Origin of the sequence: Paraprevotella clara YIT 11840, from assembly GCF_000233955.1 — a bacterium.
GTDB lineage: Bacteria > Bacteroidota > Bacteroidia > Bacteroidales > Bacteroidaceae > Paraprevotella > Paraprevotella clara.
Genome location: NZ_JH376604.1, coordinates 34664 through 56907, shown reverse-complemented (window position 1 = coordinate 56907; position 22244 = coordinate 34664). Strand labels below are relative to the sequence as shown.

General features: G+C 36.6%; 21 protein-coding genes. 2 read left to right on the top strand and 19 right to left on the bottom strand.

Going from position 1 to position 22244, the window contains the following annotated elements:
• Window position 1: 1 nt before the first annotated feature.
• The 3 genes from HMPREF9441_RS09940 to nusB are packed head-to-tail and all read right to left on the bottom strand — an operon-like array spanning window position 2 to window position 2274.
• Window positions 2–1006, bottom strand: coding sequence for a CdaR family protein (locus tag HMPREF9441_RS09940; RefSeq protein ID WP_008620741.1), 1005 nt, complete (start codon window positions 1004–1006; stop codon window positions 2–4).
• Between the two features lie 5 nt (window positions 1007–1011).
• Window positions 1012–1329: a preprotein translocase subunit YajC gene (gene yajC, locus HMPREF9441_RS09935; protein ID WP_008620740.1), complete on the bottom strand. Its 318-nt coding sequence runs from the start codon at window positions 1327–1329 to the stop codon at window positions 1012–1014.
• A 12-nt stretch (window positions 1330–1341) separates the two neighbouring features.
• On the bottom strand, window positions 1342–2274 hold the full coding sequence (gene nusB / locus HMPREF9441_RS09930) for a transcription antitermination factor NusB (RefSeq protein ID WP_008620739.1): 933 nt from the start codon (window positions 2272–2274) through the stop codon (window positions 1342–1344).
• Between the two features lie 127 nt (window positions 2275–2401).
• Between nusB and HMPREF9441_RS09925 the strand changes: the two genes are divergently transcribed.
• Window positions 2402–2791, top strand: a complete 390-nt coding sequence (locus tag HMPREF9441_RS09925) for a DUF3276 family protein (protein WP_172634937.1) — start codon at window positions 2402–2404, stop codon at window positions 2789–2791.
• Window positions 2792–2904: 113 nt separating this feature from the next.
• On the top strand, window positions 2905–4137 hold the full coding sequence (locus tag HMPREF9441_RS09920; RefSeq protein WP_008620737.1) for a DUF707 domain-containing protein: 1233 nt from the start codon (window positions 2905–2907) through the stop codon (window positions 4135–4137).
• Window positions 4138–4313: 176 nt separating this feature from the next.
• Here the strand turns inward: HMPREF9441_RS09920 and HMPREF9441_RS09915 are convergent, their stop codons facing one another.
• From HMPREF9441_RS09915 to HMPREF9441_RS09835, 16 genes are all read right to left on the bottom strand, one after another.
• Window positions 4314–5375: a hypothetical protein gene (locus tag HMPREF9441_RS09915; protein WP_008620735.1), complete on the bottom strand. Its 1062-nt coding sequence runs from the start codon at window positions 5373–5375 to the stop codon at window positions 4314–4316.
• Window positions 5350–6123, bottom strand: a complete 774-nt coding sequence (locus HMPREF9441_RS09910) for a galactosyltransferase-related protein (RefSeq protein ID WP_008620733.1) — start codon at window positions 6121–6123, stop codon at window positions 5350–5352. Before HMPREF9441_RS09910 ends, HMPREF9441_RS09915 begins: the two co-directional genes overlap by 26 nt.
• A gap of 17 nt (window positions 6124–6140) precedes the next feature.
• Window positions 6141–7325 (bottom strand): hypothetical protein, encoded by a 1185-nt coding sequence (locus HMPREF9441_RS09905; RefSeq protein WP_008620731.1) that lies wholly within the window; start codon window positions 7323–7325, stop codon window positions 6141–6143.
• 12 nt (window positions 7326–7337) lie between these two features.
• Window positions 7338–7937 (bottom strand): hypothetical protein, encoded by a 600-nt coding sequence (locus tag HMPREF9441_RS09900; protein ID WP_008620730.1) that lies wholly within the window; start codon window positions 7935–7937, stop codon window positions 7338–7340.
• 34 nt (window positions 7938–7971) lie between these two features.
• Window positions 7972–10170, bottom strand: a complete 2199-nt coding sequence (locus tag HMPREF9441_RS09895) for a peptidase domain-containing ABC transporter (protein WP_008620728.1) — start codon at window positions 10168–10170, stop codon at window positions 7972–7974.
• 7 nt (window positions 10171–10177) lie between these two features.
• Window positions 10178–11464, bottom strand: coding sequence for an HlyD family efflux transporter periplasmic adaptor subunit (locus HMPREF9441_RS09890; RefSeq protein ID WP_244949732.1), 1287 nt, complete (start codon window positions 11462–11464; stop codon window positions 10178–10180).
• A gap of 39 nt (window positions 11465–11503) precedes the next feature.
• Complete coding sequence (locus HMPREF9441_RS09885) at window positions 11504–13318, bottom strand: erythromycin esterase family protein (protein ID WP_008620716.1); 1815 nt, start codon at window positions 13316–13318, stop codon at window positions 11504–11506.
• Complete coding sequence (locus HMPREF9441_RS09880; RefSeq protein ID WP_008620714.1) at window positions 13302–14141, bottom strand: hypothetical protein; 840 nt, start codon at window positions 14139–14141, stop codon at window positions 13302–13304. Before HMPREF9441_RS09880 ends, HMPREF9441_RS09885 begins: the two co-directional genes overlap by 17 nt.
• Window positions 14142–14627: 486 nt before the next feature.
• A complete protein-coding gene (locus HMPREF9441_RS09870) occupies window positions 14628–14894 on the bottom strand; it encodes a hypothetical protein (RefSeq protein ID WP_008620700.1) in 267 nt (88 codons plus the stop codon).
• 22 nt (window positions 14895–14916) lie between these two features.
• Window positions 14917–16167, bottom strand: coding sequence for a glycosyltransferase family 4 protein (locus HMPREF9441_RS09865; protein ID WP_244949730.1), 1251 nt, complete (start codon window positions 16165–16167; stop codon window positions 14917–14919).
• A 7-nt stretch (window positions 16168–16174) separates the two neighbouring features.
• Window positions 16175–17164: a glycoside hydrolase family protein gene (locus HMPREF9441_RS09860; protein WP_244949729.1), complete on the bottom strand. Its 990-nt coding sequence runs from the start codon at window positions 17162–17164 to the stop codon at window positions 16175–16177.
• An 8-nt stretch (window positions 17165–17172) separates the two neighbouring features.
• The gene (locus tag HMPREF9441_RS09855) at window positions 17173–18630 is read right to left on the bottom strand and encodes a TolC family protein (protein ID WP_008620695.1); all 1458 of its coding nucleotides are present in this window, start codon (window positions 18628–18630) and stop codon (window positions 17173–17175) included.
• 21 nt (window positions 18631–18651) lie between these two features.
• Window positions 18652–20130 carry a beta-1,6-N-acetylglucosaminyltransferase gene (locus HMPREF9441_RS09850; protein WP_008620694.1) on the bottom strand — a complete coding sequence of 493 codons (1479 nt, stop codon included), beginning with the start codon at window positions 20128–20130 and terminating at the stop codon, window positions 18652–18654.
• A 57-nt stretch (window positions 20131–20187) separates the two neighbouring features.
• Window positions 20188–21039 carry a YqhG/Tai3 family protein gene (locus HMPREF9441_RS09845; RefSeq protein WP_008620693.1) on the bottom strand — a complete coding sequence of 284 codons (852 nt, stop codon included), beginning with the start codon at window positions 21037–21039 and terminating at the stop codon, window positions 20188–20190.
• Window positions 21039–21662, bottom strand: a complete 624-nt coding sequence (locus HMPREF9441_RS09840) for a hypothetical protein (protein ID WP_008620691.1) — start codon at window positions 21660–21662, stop codon at window positions 21039–21041. Before HMPREF9441_RS09840 ends, HMPREF9441_RS09845 begins: the two co-directional genes overlap by 1 nt.
• Window positions 21637–22236: a hypothetical protein gene (locus tag HMPREF9441_RS09835; RefSeq protein WP_244949728.1), complete on the bottom strand. Its 600-nt coding sequence runs from the start codon at window positions 22234–22236 to the stop codon at window positions 21637–21639. Before HMPREF9441_RS09835 ends, HMPREF9441_RS09840 begins: the two co-directional genes overlap by 26 nt.
• Window positions 22237–22244: the final 8 nt, after the last annotated feature.

Here is a 22244-nt window from a genome sequence, read left to right as displayed (position 1 = left end):
ATCACTCGTTTTCTTCCTGTACTTGTTCTATCAGATAATCCACCTCAGAAGGGTCTATACGCACATTCGATACTCCAGACGGCATCGACTTTAGATGAAGCTGTATTTTCGGACTGCGGTTCTTCATTAGTTCTTCGTACGTGACAGCCAATACAAAATCGTCCGCCGTAATTTCCTTAAACCGACTCATCCCCACACGAAAAGTAACTTTTACTTTTGAAGGAAATGTACGCAAGTCCTTACTACCGGGAAAATTCACGCCGAATACGGGTACTTCCACCGTTTTCTCCGTATATAAATCTATCATCACATTCATCTCCACCTGATCGGGGATGAACTTCGCCCCTCTCACAGGACGCAACATGCTTATCGTCTTTTCGTTAGCAGACAAATCCGAAAAATAAACCGGAGTGATAAAAGCTTCGGTTATGGTATCCAAAATAGCGGAAGGCGCCAGCACTTCCACCGAATCAGGTGTAAACTCCACCCGTTGCAAGTAATACTCCGGAGAGGTTTCCACGACTCCGGCCAACTTGACCGGAACCTTCTTACGAGCACCTTTATTAAAAAAAAACTCCAGTGTATCCGGTTTTAAAGACACAATACGAGTGGAAGACAACAACTGTGCCTGTACTTTCTTCTGGACATCCAAAAGCGTAACGGAAACACGTCCTGAAGCGTTTCCCTTGTCATAATCCTTATAATCCACCCGTACAGGAACTTGTTCCGTACCATAAATATAACGAACCAAAACCGTACCTTTATCTCTTACCATAACATTTAAATCAGAAGGCAAATCCGATGTAATGACCACATCAGACGGCACATTCTCCAATTTCAAAGGCACTTTCAATTCTACATCGAATGTCTCATTCAAAGATTGCAACAGCCAAAAAGCCGCAGAGACGAAGAAAAAAAACAAAAAAATCAAGAACTCCTTGTTTTTAGGCCCTAACAAGAAGTTCTTGACTGTAGTATAGTATTTCTTGAACTGAACTGAATCCATTACGGTTATTTACCTGCGGCCGTGTCGGTCGGCACACCGGCATACACTGAATTCTTAGCGATTTTAATTTTTACGCCGGAGGCTATCTCCACCATCAATGTATTATCAAGTTCATTCACTTCTTTCACTTTTCCATAAATTCCGCCTGCCGTTACCACATCGGTACCCGGAACGATACTGTTTCTGAATTTCTGGATTTCTTTTTGTTTCTTATTCTGAGGACGAATCATAAAGAAATACATGATGGCGAAAATAGCGACCATCATAATAATCATAGACATGCCTCCGCCTTGTTGCTGCAATAAAATTGTCAATAAATTCATGGTTATATTATTTTAATTGTTTGTCTTCTCTAATTTTTTCTCTGCTACTAATTTTTTGGAAACGGCATCCAACAATCCATTCACGTATGCCCCACTACGCGGCGTACTGTAGATCTTGGCTATATCTACATACTCGTTTAATGAGACATTCAACGGAATATTGGGAAACGTCAGAATCTCTGCCAATGCGATTTGCATAATCAACAAATCCATAAGGGCAATCCGATTGAATTCCCAGTTCTTCGTGTTGTCGCTTATCAGTTTACGGTAATATTCCGCATTCAACAACGTGTTACGGAACAAACGATGGGCGAATTCCCGATCCTCTTCATCCTTGAATTCCGGTAAAAGTTCCTGATCGGCTCCTTTGGCCTCGTCAAAACGCTTGATGGTCTTCAGCACAAACGTATCCACGATATATTTGTCATCATTCCAATACAGGCTCATGTCTTCAAGCAAAGAGTCCAGCTCTTCATTATTACAAATGACATTCTTATATATCTTGCGCCATAACTCCCGGTCCTGTGCATAAGAAGACTCTGCCGACGCCATATATTCTTTGTAGTAATCCGTCTCTATTATTTGCTTGTACAACGAACGCACAAAATCCTCCTCGTTCACCCAACTTTTTTTCTGGTTTTCACGAAAATCCAACAGTTGTTTATTCACTTCCAACTGCATGATAAAACGATTGTCAATGAACTTCGTGCTGGGCGGTTCGCCCACCTTGATACGGTTATACCTACTTTGCGCCGTCTCTACGGCACGTTCTGCTATCCGGTTGATTTCTACCATTAAGGTCAATAGATAATTATACAAATCGTATGCTTTGGCCAGACTGAAAAAAAGCTCTTTTTCCGCCGTATCTATGTTCTTCCCCCCATTTTGGTAATAAGCATAAGTAATCTGAACAACCTTTAAGCGTATAATCTCTCTGTTTATCATATAATATTATATATTGTAGTGCAAAAGTACGTATTTTATAGATAAAAAGACCATCTTTCCCTCATTTTTTTTGGATGTTTTAAAAAATATTCTCAATTTTGAAGTAGTTATTTATAAACCGCAAAATATGGAAGATTTCAAAAAGAACCAAGAAAGGGATAAAGACATAGTCTTTTCCAAATCCGTAAAGGCAGGAAAACGCATTTATTATGTGGATGTGAAGAAAAACAGAAAAGGTGAATTATTCATAGCCCTCACAGAAAGCAAAAAAGTCATATCGGGCGATACGGAATCTCCATCCATAAATTTTGAAAAACATAAAATATTCCTCTATCAGGAGGATTTCGAGCACTTTATGTCCGGGTTGGAAGAAGCTGTGAACTTCGTCCGCGCAGAACAGCCAGGAATAGAACCGCGACAAAATTACAATACAACAGGTGATGAAAGTAACATAAGTTCAGATTTGAAAATTAACATGGACTTAAACGTGGAAGATATCGGATTAAATGTAGAATAACGCTAACATATAAAGGAAGTAAAAGGATAGGTTTGGAATCACATGATTCTAAACCTAATCTTTAATAGCTCCAAAATTTGCTTCCGGAAAGATTAACCTAATATTCCAAACTCATGAAACAAGCTATACTTTTTTTAAGCGAAAAATCGGATTTCTGTATAACTGAAAAATTCAACCATTTATCAGGAACATATCGTTCTGATGAAAACGATATCATTTTTCTTTACCACCAAAAAGAAAAGCTTGTACCCGATACGATTAAAAAGTTCCCTCACTATATATTCACATCCAATATTTTACAAGATATGGGATATCGGGCTATAGCTCCACACCTGATTCCAGGTAGTAACCATTTCCCAATTCTTAAATTTTACCTGTCACATCCTGATTATGACTACTATTGGCTCATCGAAGACGACGTGTATTTTAATGGTAATTGGAAATCATTTTTTGCCCTCTTCACAACATATACATTTGATTTTATATCAGCATACCTGAGAAAATACCAAGAAGAGCCGGATTGGTATTGGTGGAATACCTTGCAAACAGGACGTGAAAGAATCGACGAGGAAAATAAGATACATTCATTCAATCCAATATATAGATTATCCAGACAGGCTCTTGCATACCTCCACGAAGCACTTTTAAACGGTTGGAGTGGACACCATGAAGTATTAATTCCAACTTTGCTATCACAACGGAAATGTAGCATGGCAGATATGGGTGGAAACGGGCACTTTGTTATTGATGGATTTCACAACAAACTTTACGATAAAAATACATTTTCACATCTTCCGTTACCCATCCAAGAAGAAAAACCCAATATGCTTTATCATCCCATAAAGGAAAAGTACATGCCTACGTCATATAAACTAAAAAAATATTGCGTGATTTCTGCTGTTGGTTCAAAAAGCTTGCACAAGAAATGGCTTCAAGGCAAAGAGTCTACTTTGTTTGACTTACACCTCATTGTATATGATCAATCATTCAATACCTTTTATGAAGACGCAGTCTTTATCAGTTATCATAAAGGGAACAAGTTAAATTTAGTATTTGATTACTTACAACACCATCCTGAGTATTTGGAACATTACGACTATTTTTTTCTTCCAGACGATAATACTCAAACCGATGCCTACCATATCACCAGAATGTTTGAATTAATGGAGAAATACCATTTGGACATAACCCAACAAGCGTTAATAAACTCTCATTTCAGCCATTCTCATCCCCTGTACGAAGAATCATACTTTATAAAAAGTACCAATTCTGCAAAAATAATGACCTATTTTTTCTCACGTAATGCCCTGAAAAAGGCTCTTTCCACATTTTACACAAATCACTAATCAATACCAACCATAACTACATATCCCCATTATCACCATTACAACGACACCTTCAGGCACAATACAATTTTGCTTAACAAAAGCCAATACTCCATCTGGATACATCTAAAAAAATCCACAAAAAAAACACTCACGAGAAAAGCTTAAATACGGATATATAGTTATATCCAGAAAGTTTAGGAACTATTTTTTCTGAACATTCTATATATTAACATGCTCACAACTAATCCTCCTATGCCATCCAATAACACACACTTATTTCCAAACGGCTCATTATCATATTGAGTACCCAATATCAAAAATAACTCTTCCACCTCTTGCTTGTATTTTTTATCATTCAATAACACTAAAAGGAATAAAATTTCAACATTTTTTGAAATAGAACATATAGATAGACAATTTCTAACCAATTTATCATAGTCATAAACCATTAAAATTTTATTACAAACATCATCTATATTCATAACATTATTGATTTTATTCAGCACCGTTAATAAATATAAGACATTCCATTGTTCTTGGGGTAACTCTATACTAGTACCTAAGTTCTTTATAATAAAAGATATAAGTTTTTTCACCTTTACATTATAAATATCCAACTTATAAAGTTCATACAAAAAATACAATAAACAAGGAAGGTTCCACATCAAATCATATGTTTTTTTCTTTTCATTTAGGGATTTTATATTCTTGTTCAACAATCTTTCAATACAATCTAATACATCAACAGCCAATAACTGTTTGCAATGTAATGTTCTCAAATTTTCTTCACCAAAAGCACCATTTCGAATACAATATAAAAAATAAAAACCAAAGCCCAATATGCCATTTTGAATATTCAATTCAATAGGAGGACAATGAATTAAAGACTGACTCACTATTCCCCAAATCTTTTGCAGTTTATTCTTTGCATCATTATCAATAATCAAAAAACCACGTCCCATTAAATATTCTAACCCTAAACCATAGTCTAATAACCCTCCGTCAAATCGAATAGGAAAATGAATATTATTACCTATCTCCAAAATATCCTCAAATAATGACTCTGCAAACAACTCGTAATCCTTTTGTTGATATACGCTATTAAGTTCATAAAACAGAATCACAAGGCCCATTTTCCCCTTCAACAGACTTACATCCTTAGATTTCAAATCTTTTGAAAGAATCTCAAAAGAAATCTGTTTAATAAAATCATCTATATTTTTCATATCATCACCAATTCCAATGTTTAATTTCATCACATAATTCTTTTTTAGACATCTTACATATCCTAAGCAATTCTTTGATTGAATCTTCTTCTCTTTTATAGTCTCCGAAACAACTATTAATCCCTCTTGGGTGAGACAAATGAAACATTGGTCCCTCAACTCTTTTAATATTATATTCTAAAATTTCCCATCTCTTTAGCCTTTCTTGATCTTCAGGCCCCCAACCATAAAAATTCTCATTTTCCCCTCCAGAACAACTATACATAAATCTATTCGCAAGAAACCCTCCTCCTATCGCATAAATGCCATAAGGCAAAACAAAGTGATTCTGTACCGCATATAAAGACTTTATATCTGAGGATACAATAAATAATTTTCTATATTTCAAAGTTGTATCTAAAAAACGTCCATCATAAGGATATACAATATCAGCACCCCCATGCCTCAACAGTTGTATAGAACTTATAATTTGTTGACACGAAACAATAACATCAGCATCCCAAACAGCCAAAAAAGGAGTCACAACAAGCTTGCTTAAAACATTCAAGTATTTAGTTCGATGAAAGACAGGATTTTTATCCTGCATATAAATATAGTCCACTCGAGAATCTAACAACTTTTCCAAAATATTATTCTTAACCTCGCAAGCTTCCAAAACGATTATTTTTGTATCAAAACAATGTAATAAATAATTAGTAGAAGCTATAATGTTCTCTATACGTTCTATCGTATCCAAGCGAACTGGTATAATAAAAGTCAAATCTTTCAAATACATCATATTATTCTACTTATAAATTATTTCAAATTAACAATCCAAGATATTAATTCCTTTTTAGCCATTTCATCCATTATATAATAATTATACACAAATGTTTCATTAGATTCACTTTTTGTTTTCAAATCAACATCATATTCTATTTTTTTACGACTTAATCCATGGCCTAAATCTCTAAAAAAAACAATTTCAAAATTACTTTTTTTATACTTTCTTTTTATAGATAGTGCTTTATCGTAATTATCTTCACAATTAAAAGATTTGTCATTCCCAGATAAACCAATATACACAGGAATATCTATTTTAGCATAATATTTTTCCGGCCTCCATTGGTACATCTGTATGGCATTGTTCTTAGAAAAGAAAGACTGAGAAAACATACTATCTACCCAAATATCAAATCCATCAGTTTTCCCCTTTTTCATTTCTGCCTTAAAATGAGTTCCATTCCATAAATCCTTTATAATCAAAGCCGATTTTTTCTGTATCATAGTATCATCTTTTCCATAATCATATATATATTGAACTACAGAATCTATTGTTTCATACAAGCATCTAGCAATAGCCTCTTCCATCTTTTCACCCTCAAAAGAATTTCCCTTAAAAATAAAAGAAGTATCCGCTAAACATTGTTTCATCCATACAGCACTAGGAAGAATAAAATCTTTCAAACGAAAATCCACCCTCACAAAATCCTTACCCTCGGTCAAGTTAGAGGATAAAATCACCAAAAAATCTACGCTTGAACTTTCTGAAGCTAATACGACTGCCGCACAACCAGAAGAACCTGTTCCAGTCAAGCCTAATTTCATATGTCGGGTCATATCCATACCTTTCAATATGTTTAATGCATCCTTCGCATCACGCGCTATATCCATATACCCGTAATTCAAGCTTTCCCATACAGGATTCATTACCTCAGGGAAGAAATATTCATAGTATGCAATTCCCTTCCCTAATAAATCACAAGCGAATGAATTTTTCTTCTTCAAAGCTGCTACCTGAGTTGTGGGAACAGGATTACGTTCCCCAACCTTTATCAATAATTTATCTGTACGACAGGATATATCCGGAATATACAAAAAGCCTATTACTTCCATTCCACATGAAGAACGATACTCAACTTTCACTGTATCCACCTTTACATGTGCTACTATTCGCAACATTACGCTGCACAATATTACAATCATTACAACTCTTTTCATGATTCAAATAATTTACTCAGTTGCTTGAGGAGCATCTTTCCCATATTTATTTCTCATATATTCATTTCCATATTCATTTGCAGACTTTTCAGACGGTAAATTATAATAATCTTCATCGGACATATTACACACATAACCATAAGCACTAAATCCCCCACAGTACAATGCATATCCGTACATATAACCTAAATAAGCTCCTACCATACCCCCTTTAATACCAACATAAGCATAACCAAGTGTACCACCGATACAAGCAGCCTTCCCTCTCATTGCCTCTTCTTGTAAAAAATGTCCATATTCATGCACCATATCATTAATATCAAAAGAATTAGGGTTATCTCCCACATATATTGTACCACCTATCTGACATGCAGTTCCTCCAACTGTCGGCCCATCTCCACTTCCAACGTTAACACCTTCAAAAAAATAAGTTGAACCATCATTTCCTTTATAAATAGTTCCTTTTACTCCGTCAATCTCCGTTACTTCCAAGAAGCCTCCACCGATTTTTATCGGATTTCCTCCACCTACAAATTCTTGCGACTGGGAAGGTGTCAACACTTTAAAATCAATTCTCATTTGATCAATTGATAATTTTTTCAAACTTTTCATTAGGATTCTATTTAAAATAATAATTTAACAAACACTATTCTCCGAGTTTCTCGGCTTGCGAAGAAACCAATGCATAATACTCCCCTTTTTGCGCCATCAAACTTTCATGGTTCCCAATTTCTACAATACGCCCCTGATCCATTACCACAATTTGATCTGCATTTCGTATGGTACTAAGCCTATGAGCAATAACCACAACCGTACGATTCTCAAAAGCCGTATTCAACGCGTCTACGATTTTCTTTTCGTTAATGGTATCCAAAGCATTGGTCGCCTCGTCTAAGAATAAAAATTTAGGGTTACGATACAACGCACGAGCTATAAGCAGCCTTTGCTTCTGCCCTCCACTCAATCCCCGTCCATTTTCCCCTATTTTCGTATCATATCCTTTAGGCATGGCATGAATCTCATCTTCTATTTGTGCTATTCGGCTACAGAGGTGGAGTTGTTCATAATCAATCTTCTCATCATCCAAAACAATATTATTCAATATTGTATCACTAAACAACTTTCCATCTTGCATTACAACCCCACAAAGTGCCCTCCATTGCCTCAGGTTTATAGCCGTCACGTTCATATCTCCCATCTTAATATCTCCGTAACTTGGCTTATACAAACGAATCAACAATTTCAATAAGGTAGATTTTCCACTTCCGCTTCCGCTTCCGCCTACAATTGCCGTAACCTTATTTTCAGGTATCGTTAAATATATATTTTTCAATACCAAAGGAGCATTCACCGTGTATTGGAACATCACATTTTCCAATTTTATATCCTTCCTTTCCGGCAGAATGGTTGTAGAACCCACAGATAGCAAATCTTCTTCATCATCCAAGTTTCGGATTTCATTCATCCTTAAAAAAGAAATCTTCGCATATTGAGCCGATACTACAAAATTAATAAACTGTGCTAAAGGGCCATTTAGCATACCTATGATAAATTGCGTAGAAATCATAACCCCCATTGTAATTTCTCCTTTGATAACGGCTGTAGCACAAAAGAATACAATAGACATGTTTTTAATTCCTTCGACAAACTGCGCCCCGAGATTTTGTGTATTGGTCACAGTCAAAACCTGCTTATTCACCCGATATAATCCAGCTTGGATTTCCTCCCATTTCCATCTTCTAATCTTTTCATAATTATATAGTTTAATATCCTGAATAGCCGAAACGGTTTCCACCCAATAACTTTGATTTCGAGATAACAATTCAAAGTACTGCCAATCAAACTTTTTCCGTACTTTCAAAAACAACAAAACCCATATTACATATACTACTGACCCACCAAGAAAGATATAAAATATCGTTGCATTATAAAGCAATAGAATCACGGAAAACACAAAAAATGTCAGTGTAGAGAATACCAAGGCCAAAGAGTTATTCATAATAAAACTCCGGATACGTTCATGATCCTGCGCACGTTGCAATATATCCCCCAACAACTTGTTCTCAAAAAACGTAACCGGAAGTTTCATCAATTTAATCAAATAATCAGATATTAATGCAATGTTAACCCGTGCAGTAATATGCATTAAAAGCCAGTCCCGAATGACATTGAAAATCATAACGCTCACTAAGATACTCACATTACCAATCAATACCATATTGATAAAATTTACATCCGAAGTCTTTATGCCGACATCAATCACAGCCTTGGATATAAAAGGAAGAAAGCCCTGTAGCATCGTAACAAACAACATAATGACAAAGATAAGGCCAAACTTTCCCTTATAAGGCTTCAAATACCTCAATATACTCAGAAAGCTATCCTTTTGCTGCAACTTTTCTGTTTTCGAAAGTTTAAAGTCCGCTGTCGGTTCAATGGCCAACAACACTCCTTCTTTCTTCTCATCCAGATACCACCCTTTTTTAAATTCCTTGTAGGTATATTTCACATGCCCTTTCATAGGATCCGATACCAACACATGCTTTTTCGTCACACCATACACGACAACAAAATGATTCTCATTCCAAAATACGATGACGGGGAAAGGCACCTTATTCACCAACTCTTCCATTGTACATTTCAGAGCCAGCGAATGCAAGCCGATACTTTCCGCCCCCGTACTCAAATCCAATAAAGAGACTCCCTCTTTCGTTAGTCCACATTTATCCCTCAAGTACTGTAAGGAATAATATTTCCCGTAATACTTTGCTATCATTTTCAACGTAGCCGGACCACAATCCTGAGAATCCATTTGATATTCTATCGGAAATCTTTTCCAAAACATAACTTTCTTATTTTGTACTTTTTGCTTTTAAATTATCAAATAAACGTTGTATCAACCGCTTCGGTTTCGTAATAATCTCTATGGAACCTTTAGTTTCAAAGTTTAAAGACAACTGTTTTCCAAAATTCGTTCTCAATCCGTCAGGAAACGTTACGGTCACAAGATACGTTTCCACCGTACCGTTTTGGGTAGAAATCGTATTTGTCAATTGGGATACGTTTTGTACTCGACCTTTCAATAAACCATATTCATCATAAGGATAATCCGTCAGTTTCACATTTGCCTCCTGCCCCGATTTAACCTTCCCTGCTCCTACAGATGTCATATATACCTCTCCTATCACCTCATTCTTCTCCGGCAAAATCGTAAACAGTTCTTCTGAAACTTGCACATGCGTATTTTCACGCCAAAAACCTAAATATTCCAAATCCCCTCCTTCAGGAGCAATCAACAGATATTTAATTTTCCATACATTCAACTGATTCATCAACTCGTTATAATTTACCAATACACTTTCGTATGCTTTTTGTAAAGTTTCAGACTCTTCAATATTAAGCCGGTCTATCTCCAGTTTGTTTTTATTAATATCTGAAAGTTTAGACAAATGCGAACTTTGTAATCCAACCTCCGTTTCTTCTTGAGCGAGCAATGCATTATGTTGATCATCATAATTCAATTTACTGATTCCACCTTTCAGCAATAACAAACTGTCTTTTTTCAAATGTTCCCTTTCATTTGCCACAATCCTACCCACCAATTTCAGTTCCCGTTTCAGATTGTCTGCCACTTTTCCATCCACATCTATTTGTTTTAATAACGTACTCTTCATATTGGTATATAATTCTGATTTTCTATATTGGTCATACACCCGATAAGAAAGTAAAAAGGAATTATACACCGAACTCAAATCTCCCAATTCCAATCCGGTTGGTAACGTCAGTTCCGTGTCCATTCTGATATCCTCTCCAACAAGTTGCTCCAGAGTCTGTATGTCATCCATATCGGCTCCATTCTCAATATAAGCTATCAAATCCCCCTCTTTTACTCTTGCTTGATTGGAAACCATTAAATGAATACGTCCATTTGTACCGGCCAATAAACGAATAGGCGCATGCGTGCCCGTTATGGAAATTTGGCCATCCACTGTATCAGGATATTTAATAAGATATCCCAATAACAATACAACTCCCATCAACCCGCCTACCACCAATGCAATCCAACCCGACCACCGTGTCGGCATCCGGTCTATAATATCACGGATTTCTTCGGAACGTTCCATCTCTTGTTTCTCCATTTTCTCACTCATTTATCTTCATAAAAGATTATACAACAATCATTTTTTACCATTAGACAGAATTTCACACATTATTTTTTTTCGATATTTCTGCCTATTAATATCCTTAACCATTATATCAGTATTTCTTTTTGGAGTATTTAAGACTGTATCAGTTACAAAAAAAAGACCATTGTATCTTGAATATAAATTCATGGGATAAAATTCCTGTTCGAGTTGAAAGAGTCCTCCCCAACGAGTCAGAAGTAATCTATCAAGTTTCCTTGTTATGGGAACATACACCGATAAGTACTTCCTTTCCATCAAACTATACTCCAGACTGCCTTCCGGTGTAAGTTGCAACTCCCTATCTTCAATCTTAAAATCTTGCCCATACCTCTCCGTATTTCCACTACTAACCGATAATAAATAACACATATATTCCCCTCCGTATCTATCTTTCAAAGCCTTTCCTAAAGGTTTTACATCTATTGGATTTGGATAAGAAGAAGCTAAATTAAGATGTGAAACTTGACCACATAGAAAAATTCGTTCCGAATTATACCCTAAATGTTCTATTAAAAATCGAGAACGTTCAAACATCATTGAATCTCTTGCAATGCTTCCCCCTACCCTATCTTTATTTATTTTCTGGGCATATCTCAAAACAAGATCAATACACTCGTATTCCTCTCCACTCAATATTTCTAACATTTCTGCTTTTCTCCCCTTAAATAATCCATTGGCCTGATACCATTCTCCCGACACCACTAATTCCGCCAATTGATTTACGGCTCTACTTTGTTTCCCGGTATTCACCCAAACCAAGAAATCAAACAGCATATCTCCACAATAACTATGAGAATCCGCTTTTTCATATTCATAATCTATTCCTAATATACTTACCTGCTCCTCCTCAGCTCTTCCGGCATTAAACATCCTCAATTCTTCCAATAAAAAAGGATTTGGAGCATCATAAAAAAGTACAGTATCTAAATCAACCTCTTCATGATGTATATAATGATTATAAGCTAAAGAAGACTCTAGAGACCTCTCTATAAGAATAAGTTTTGTCCGTCCATGGTGGACTTGTTCCATTATTAAATTAGCTTCCAACCTCTGTATCCCGCTGCTTCTATGGACAGATTCACACAAGCCTATAATTTTAGCAGGACAAACCGAAAAAATCGAATCCCCAATATCTCCCACATTCAAACTTATAGTTGTATATTCCTCCTCCGTAACAGGAAATGGAACTCTAACCTCAAAATCATCAATAGGTTTACCATCTAAAGATATGGCACAACGAGACAATGTCAAAGTAGCAGGTTTCATGGGGATTCCTTCTGCATATATTCTTATGGATAAAAGGCTTACCTTCTGAGAAGGAAATGATATGGAATACTTTCCCCATAAACTATCTGGATTAAACAACAACGTATCCAAAAAAAGCCTCTTTTCCTGTTCTGTTTCCCCTCCTATAATTAAAGCAACTTTTCTTAAATTATTCCCTTTACATTCCAACCGCACACACCCATCTTTTGTTGCTTGTAAAGGCATTAGTATCTTTTGATACAAATCGACTTTTAATTGATTCATTTCCTGTATGGGAAACCCCTCCAACCCACAAAATTTCAAAAGTTTGCGCCCATCTTCGTTCTCTATATTTGGAATATGAAAGTTACTATATACAGGATTCTGTAACCACGGATATCCATTTTCACACCTCTTTGACAAATCAAAATCCAATCGATATACATCCGTATAACATCTCTCCGTTACTGAATTAGAATGAGTACAAGAAAATGTTACAAGCCCAAGTAATATCAAGAAAAAGAAATTCATAAATCTTCTCATTTTATCGGAAATGTTCATACGCATTTTTCCCCATATTCAAACCATCTTGTAATCCTTTCGCATAATAAAAAGTAGACCAATCTTCTTCAGCTACAGCATAATTCACCATAGCATATAAATCCACAAAAAAACTGGGGATACTACTAATACCTGCCTTAAAACCTATTTCAAATCCACCTTTATACATGGTATCCCAAGTATCGTTTGGAATAGTTGGTAAACTATTGAGATCATAAGTAATATTTCCATTCGAATAGACAATCCTCACATCTTTTGCCAGTCCTTGAGACGTAAAAAATGAATAAGGATCATCCTCTGGCCAAACCGTTATCTCAGGAAAATATCCGCTTTTGTCATAACAATCTTCCTCTGGGTTATATGCTCCCGAATCAATCCATATTCCAGAATTATTCAAATAACCAGAACTAATCCACACACCGGATTCATCATAATATCCATTTATATATCCGGATCCCGTCCAATAACCGGACGGTACCGTTCCGCCATCGTTTCCCGTATTACCCAAAGCCATCGTCATTATCTGATGATTTTCATACAAAGACATTTGAGAATCAAAAGTCTCACATACCAAATCTTCATCCGTTCCGAACGAAGAAGATGGAATATATTGCATGGAGGAATCCGAACCATCTCTTCCGTCCATAAGGACAAAGCCTCCATTCCACGTACCGCCATTCAACATGTTCTCATACTCTTTGTAAGTAAACGGATCCAAGTTACCACCCGTACCGCCACCAACAAAACAACGTTGTTCCGTTTCGCTCACATGCTCCATTGTATGCGCCAATGACTGTAAATCTTTCAATGTCAACTTTTTCATATTCAATTTTATTTTATGAAAATTTCCTCTATTCGTTTCCTAAGTATCATATTGAATTAATTACCCCAACCATCTCTTATTCCAAACAAGATCCCCACGCTTAGAGGTACAAGAAATGAACCTACAATCAATAGAAAAGTTATCAACTGATGGGGCATCCTATAAAGAAATGTGCTGCCAAGCCTGCGATTATATTCTTTCAAGACTTCTTGTCCTTTTTTGCAATGTGCATAAACATACCAAAAAGGGAAAGAAACCAAACCATAAAAAACGAAAAAGCATATCTTACCATACTTCCCCCCACTTATGACATATAACACCTGAAATCCTGTAAAGTATTCCACATACAGCCCCACACCTAAACAGATACATAACAAACAAACGCTCAATGTCACAATACATACCCCAACAGGAGCATTTCCGAAATTCCTGTTCCATTGATTTGTTTTATAAAGGCTGCAATATAAAAAATCAACACACCACATATCAGTAACCAATCATTGTATCAGTAACCCCTATAACGTAAGATATCGCAATCCCCCAACCGGGTATGAGCATAAGCAATTTCTGCGATGTGTCAAATGTACCAACAGGCATCTTTACAGTAATCGGAATATTCCTATGAGCAACTTCTCCTAATACTATATAGTTACCATCAGTACCGCCACCAACAAAACAACGTTGTTCCATTTCGCTCACATGTGCCATTACATGCGCCAATGACTGTAAATCTTTCAATGTCAACTTTTTCATGAATTCGTTTTTAGTTTACATTTTATAAATCATTCTGTAGTACTGCCTGATACAAATTATGCGTTTCTTCCACCATCCGTGTTTCCGTAAATCTGTCAATGAAAGTATGCCTTGCATTATGTCCTATCCGTTCACGTAAGTTTTTCTTCTCAATAAGTTCTAAAATAGCAGTGCTTAACTGTTCCAAATTCACTGTAAGTCCGACATTCTCATCATAACAAGTGGGAACCTTAAGAGCATTCTCGTTTTGAACGAAAAGTTCATCTAACCCGTCCACATTCGTAGTGACGACGGGCAGTCCAAACATCATCATTTCCAAAGCCACGTAACTACATTGTTCTTGTAAAGAAGCAATTATGCCTATCTCATTGTCTATATAACATTGTTTCAATTCCTCAAAAGGAATCAACCCTGTAAACTTCAAGAACAAATTCGGATACTCTTCTTGCCATTTTTCCCTCTGCTTCTGAGAGCATTGTCCTGCAACAGTCAAAATAACCGGATACTTTTCCCGAACGAGATTCAGCGCTTTCAATATCAGATGCAATCCCTTACTTTCGTTCATATTGCCTACATAAAGACATTTCACAGGAAAATCCACCTTTTTCCTTCTTATATTTCTCTCTTTACATTCGTCTTTCATTCCATTATAAATCACTCGTATACGAGAAGAAGGGACAACACAAAAACGTAATATAAAATCTTTTGCACACGCTGTCACACAAACCACAGCGTCCGAAAAGAGATACGACTGCAATTCGTATCGTTTAGATATAAAGTCCGACATCCGGACATCCCCCTTACCGAGATAGTATTTTTGATACAAATCATTGAAACGTTCTTTATCCGTATTGTACAACCCCTTCCATGGAATGCAATGCAAATGCGTAATGATTTTACATGGAACCCTTTGTTTTATATACATAGCCAAATCTATCAAATTCAGCGTATGTAAATGTAGAATACAAATTCCACCTTTTTCAAAATCCTCTTTTAACAAATGAAATACCACTTTATTATAATCTCGCATGCAATGGGGATTCCCTAACAACCGATTCATATCATGTGGAAGCGGAATTATTATTTGCACATAGCCGTCACATACAATTCGTTTGATTCCTAACAATTTTCTATCCCATGTAAATCTTATCCAAGTTACATGATAAATATTTTTTTGAGACAACAATCCGGCTAATATATTCAAATATCGGGTAACTCCATTCATAGCCCCCACATTGATCATATCCATCAAAAATAAATTAACATTTTTCATTTTCATTTCATGGTTTAAATAAACAATTCATCCGCCCCATGTCCATCTTATCACATTCTCCCATAAGTTGACATAATAACAACAAAAATCGCGAAACCCCGTCACCATATCCAGACAACAGCATCTTAGGATGCAAATGAGATAAAAGTTCCTTTTCTATCTCATCCAAAGGCTGATTTATCAACCTTTCTGCAATCCACTTACTTACTTCAATGTTATGCACCTTATCTATTAAAAGTAAATGTAGCACATTCATAAAGTGTTTTAACGGCAGCCCCCGCAAAAGCATAGGCCATTCATATAAAGTCCGGCGTTTATTTTTTCCATTCCAACCACCTGTTTGTTCTATATAAAAAGAATGGATAGCAGAATGCTTACCACTAATCCTTCCATACATCTCTATAATATTTTCCCGTTCATAAAAACCATCAAATCGTGACAACTCCAAATAAGTAACAAACAAATCAGGAAATGACATCCTAAAATTTTGATTGGGTTTCATTTCGTATGCCTCTAAAGCACAAAGGATTTGACTTTCAACACTCTTATAAAACCCATACCTTAGACTTTCCATTTCTTCCCAACCACACTGTTTCGTAAGGAAATTCATAAAAAAACCTAATGCTATGTCCTGCACCATATATCTATGCTTGTTAATCCCATCTTCAATATAGCCACAGATCTGGTAGATCCGTTTTTTAAACAACTCATCAAGATCTGTATCAATAAAACGGTAATGTGACAAATAAGCCAACACAAAACCTATCCCCGCCCATCCTTCTTGAAAGCCCATATCTGCATCTTGACTTAAAAGCGATTTCTGAAACAAATTAAAAGCCTGTTCCTCCAAAAAAGAATCATCCAACATACGGGCAGATTCAAACAAAGCCAGTGCAACTCCAGCTTGCCCGTTATAAAAACCAGCAGATTGATAAGCACAACTATCCAACAATACATAATCAGCAAAATGCCTGATTACCATTCTTACTCTTTCCATATCCTCTTTCATGGCACCAACAACTCCTCTAAAGATTGTTTACGTACAAAGTCATAAAGCGACAAATGACGTAAATTATAGTAATTTACATACAGACTCTCCATAGCTGTATAATAGTCTTGCATAGCCGTATATTGTTCTTGCCTCGTTGAAGTCAATTCGTATACGGAAATCTTGCCTAATGCAAATTTCTGTACCGCCAACTGATACTGCCTGCAAGCCAGTTCATATCCCCTTTCCATCAAATCGTAAGTATGCACAGCATAATTATAATTATTGATCTGTTCTTTCTGATTACTTAAAAAATCCAGTTCCGACTTTTCTATTTCTAATAAGGTAGCCTCATATTCATTGCGGGCTATCTTTCGCTTATTCCTATTAATCCCCCACTGAAATACAGGAATTGACAACCCTACACTTATATTCTGTTGAGAATTTGGATGCCTATAGGCTGTAAAGAAATCCTCAGCATACTGGTTCAACCCATAATTCACAGAAATAGTCCCGTTAAACCTCGTTTCTGCCTGAGCTTGGAACAAATCATACTCAGCCTGTTTACGTTGCATATCCCAAGCCAATCTCTGAGGATTATTTCTTTCGATGTACCGAATGACCACGTCTTCATTTAAAAAGCCAGGCAATATATCTTTATCCGGATACTGAATGCTTATCTGTTCGTCAATTCCCAACTCGGCAGATAATTTCCGCAAATTCTCGCGAAATATTCGTAACGCATTCTCATAAGCATAATTAATGTGCAAGCCTTGTAATTCAATTTGGTTGTAATCATATTCCGTAATATAACCTTCTTTTAGTTTCAGTTCGGCTATCTGCAACAAAGTATCATTGATTTGAATGTCCTCACGAAGCTGTTCTTGCTCTAATTTACTCAGAAATGCCTCCAAATATAAGACTAAGACTTTCTGCTGTATTGAAGAAACCGACGTACAATAATTTTTCAATGCCAAATCATACCTTAAACGATAAAGGCTTCGTTCCATGATGTTTTGCTTACGCCCACCCCAAAACGATTGGCTGTAACTGACATAAAAAGGAGTTGTTGTGAAATTATTACGATTGTCGGAATGTTCTCGCAAAACACTCACGCTACTGTTTAATGCAAAAGTTCCTCCTGTATGAAATATTTTTTGTTGTATAGTCATCCCTACACTGCTACTCGTAGAATAATCTTCTACATTAAGATAGTTTCCATCCAACGCATTTTGCAGAAGCTTCAAAGAATGATTAAATTCAACCAACCGGGTCGTCAACTGCAAAGCCGGGAGAAATTCTTTCTTATAGTTATCAAAAGTAAGTAATTCATTTTTCAAACGTAGTAATTCTACCTGTACAGAGGTACTTTTCAGTGCCAATTCATTTATCGCCATTTCCAATGTAATGGGGCGATCTGCCCTCAACAAAGGGCAAGGGAAGTATAAAAGTAATATAATCCAGAAGCTTTTCATTAAGGTTCTTTTTACAGAATGTTATTTAAGGTCGGTTCCTGTTTTCTCAAATAAAAACAAAGAGGTCTTATAATCCGGCAAAGAAGCCGAAGAGCAGAAATAATCAGTCCATCCGTCACTTTTTTTGTAACCGAATTCTTCCAACCTTCTTACAACATATTCTGCCGGACGCAGACTCACATACCCTAAAGTTCCTGCCCCGACAGCAGGCCAGGATAGTAAAATATACCTTTTCGTCAATCCAACCAAATTTGCCAAAACCTGATTTTCATGTTCCCGATTTATATATGGCAGTACATCCAAGCATACAGCCAAATCAAACGGAGTACCATCTGTTTCCAATTCATCTGTCAAATCAGCAACAGTACAAGGTAATCCCATAGGATAAAGAGAAGTTACAAGTTCTTGAGTATAAGGGTTTCCGTCAAATCCAACCACAGGGATGTCATTTTTCCGCAATGCAGCCACGTACATTCCACACCCACATCCGGCATCCACAACATTCACCACCCCTGCCAACCGACAAAATAAAACCATTGTTTTTGCCAAAGAAGCATCATAACGAAACATATTAAGCGAACGGTATACCCATACCCCATTTTCCAAGAAACGTATGCCATGGTCTGACAATAAATACCGATCAATCCACATTGTCAGCGGTTCATAATAAGGAGACTCCATTTTACGGGCAAAAAAGGCAGTACTTTTCACCACTCCTTCAAAATGTTCCTTCCCCAGATTAGACGGATTATTACCGTTCTCGCACATCCATCTCACATATCTCAGATTATTGTTGACAATTAGGTTCCCAGGCATTTTGTTCACCAAAACAGTCGTCACATAGCTCTCTTCCGGAGCAAAAGTAAATCTCATCCGACGGTAAAAAGCCGGATGTTTACGGGTATAACCCACTAACACGTCGGCTGCCTCACGGGTAATAGAGAACCACTGTGAACCACCATATAAATGATAAAACTGGTCTGGGATCCGTCTTTTAATATGCAACCTCTTATGCCATACGTAAAATTTATAAATGATTCGCTTTCCTTTAGGTGACCTACCGTCTATATAATCATAAGGCATGTAATACTGGAAACGATAAAACCCGTTATAATCGCGCCCCACAAAAGGAATATGTTTATAATCCAGATAAATCTTTCCTTTATTCTTTTCAAAAAAAGCAAGAAATAAAGGCAAAGGCTTCACAGGATAATCCTGACCACTGATCAAATGAAAATATGCAGCATCAGATTGCTTCATCGCCAACCGAAGCAGGTACAGTTCCACCTTCAGCATGCTGAATCCTCCCCAGTGCACATCATACTTCTGAACTACTGCTTTCACCGAATCATATTCATACAATTGCCCTATCTCATCCTTTGTGAACTTACTTTTCTTATCCACGTGGACGAACACTTCGCAATCCTTTGCAAAATATCGTATAAGTCTACACAACAAAGGATAATTCTTATGAGCCAAAATAAGCACAGCGTGTTTCATGGTGACATGTTCTTTTAAAAACCTATAAACATTCGCTCTTTCCTTTTAACAAAATTATTAGAAGTCATCCACAATCCTATCTATTTTATAACCTCCTCCTTCTTTTTTCAGGTATACCAAAAATGATTTCTCCCAAGACTTATCTATTCTATATGAAACTTGGTATTGCAACGAATCTTTTCTTTCACCCCCCAATGATGATTTCCAAAAAGCATCAAAGTCCGAGTTATCTACCAAGGCGTCATACGTCAATATCCCATCATATTCCTTATAATATTGTTTCAAAGAATCATATTGCATTTTAAAATCAGAAGTACAATACATTTCACGTAAATGAGACAATCCTATATCTAAAGTATCCGGCATAATCACATATAAGTTTGTATACACCTGATAAAAAGTCCGAAGAAAAGAGTCTGGTTCATCATCTTCGATCCTTACTGGAGTTACTTGAAAAAGAGAATCTCCATACTCTTGTCCTCCCCATAAAGGAACCACATAGGTAATACGAGGTTCCCTCGAAAGATTGTCTAACCGAAGCGGAATTCTTACAATCTCCGAATGCTCATAAAATCTGTAAGAGATTTCATACCATAATCCTTCCAAATGCCTACACGATAATGTTTGCAATGCATAATCCGTATAATCCTGAGCACGAAGAAAAACATTTATATCATTAACTGAAGACACACGTATACATTTATCCCTCATATTCTTAGTTAAATATTCTTTTTCCAAAGCCATCAAGTCCTCCATTTCTCGCATATATAAACTATAAAAAGATAAAATCCGTTGCTCTACTGATTCAGTATTACAATGTTGATTTTCATCAGTTACATTTATACTACGAACATAATCTACTGAATATAGAACAAATATCAATAATATTATATAGATTTTTTTCATCATCAGTGCAAGAAATTAAATGGAATATATTGAAACTCATAGTGGCCACGCCCCATGTCTTCCTTCAAGATTTTTATCCCCCATGGATAATACCTTTTTCCATACATCCGTGGATATTTGATTTCCTTTTTCATGCGACACGACACATCAGACAGGTACTCGGCCGGAATCTTTTCACTCAGGGAGTCTAAAAAAGAAAAATGATCCACGGACACAATCCTACCATCGCCATCCAGCATGAACACAACGAAAAGCGGTAACCGGAATTCTTTTCCCAAGGCACCAATATTCTCTACCAGAAAATCCCCCAGTTCTTTGTGGGATTTCCATATATACGGATTGGAAAGACTATGATAAGTACGCCACAAATCAACATCCAAATCACGAGCCCGAACCGTATCTTTGTATTTATACTGGCAGACATAACTTTCATGCTCTTTTTGGAAATAGACACGAAACATAGGAATCTTCCCCCTCCATTTCGCATGCGTCCAAACCGCCGTATCTCCATTAGACAAAACCTCGCGCTTGAATTCCCGCTCAGCCTGGCCATAAAGGGAAAGGGGAAGGGGAAGGAAACACGCCACAAACATAAACGACTTAATAATAACCACAAGACCTTTCATAAAATACTCCTTCCTCAGAAAAATAAGATGTCAAATCAACGAACAAAAACATGCAACCCATCGTCATGGAGGCCGGAGGCAGCGGATATTGACAGATATTTTTTATATGACGAGAAAAGTCATACAAACGTTCTGCCGTGAATACCCTCCTCACTTCATGTGGCATCGCAAAAAAAGGTATCAATACCACACGTCCATTGGAATCTACCGCACAATGAAAGAAAAACTCACCGCCACTGTTTACCAATGCCATGCGTTCCTCATACGTCAGCATTTGGTAACAAAAATTTGTCAAGGTGGCATGATACTTTTTCACGTAAGCATCAAACAGTGTTGTGTACCCCCAGTATATGGAAACCGCGCCTTCATTGTAATCCTTTTCATTCTGCCTCACTTTTTCCAACTTATATCGGGGAATATCATTTAAAAAGAACAATGTATCACATCTTCCATTTTTCCAACAGACAGTGTCCCCATTGGAAAGGATTTCATAACCTTCTCCCAATATTTGGCCGGAGGCCGGATGGATACACACCATCCAGCACACCGCCAACAAAATACACACTACTTTCATGGACATCA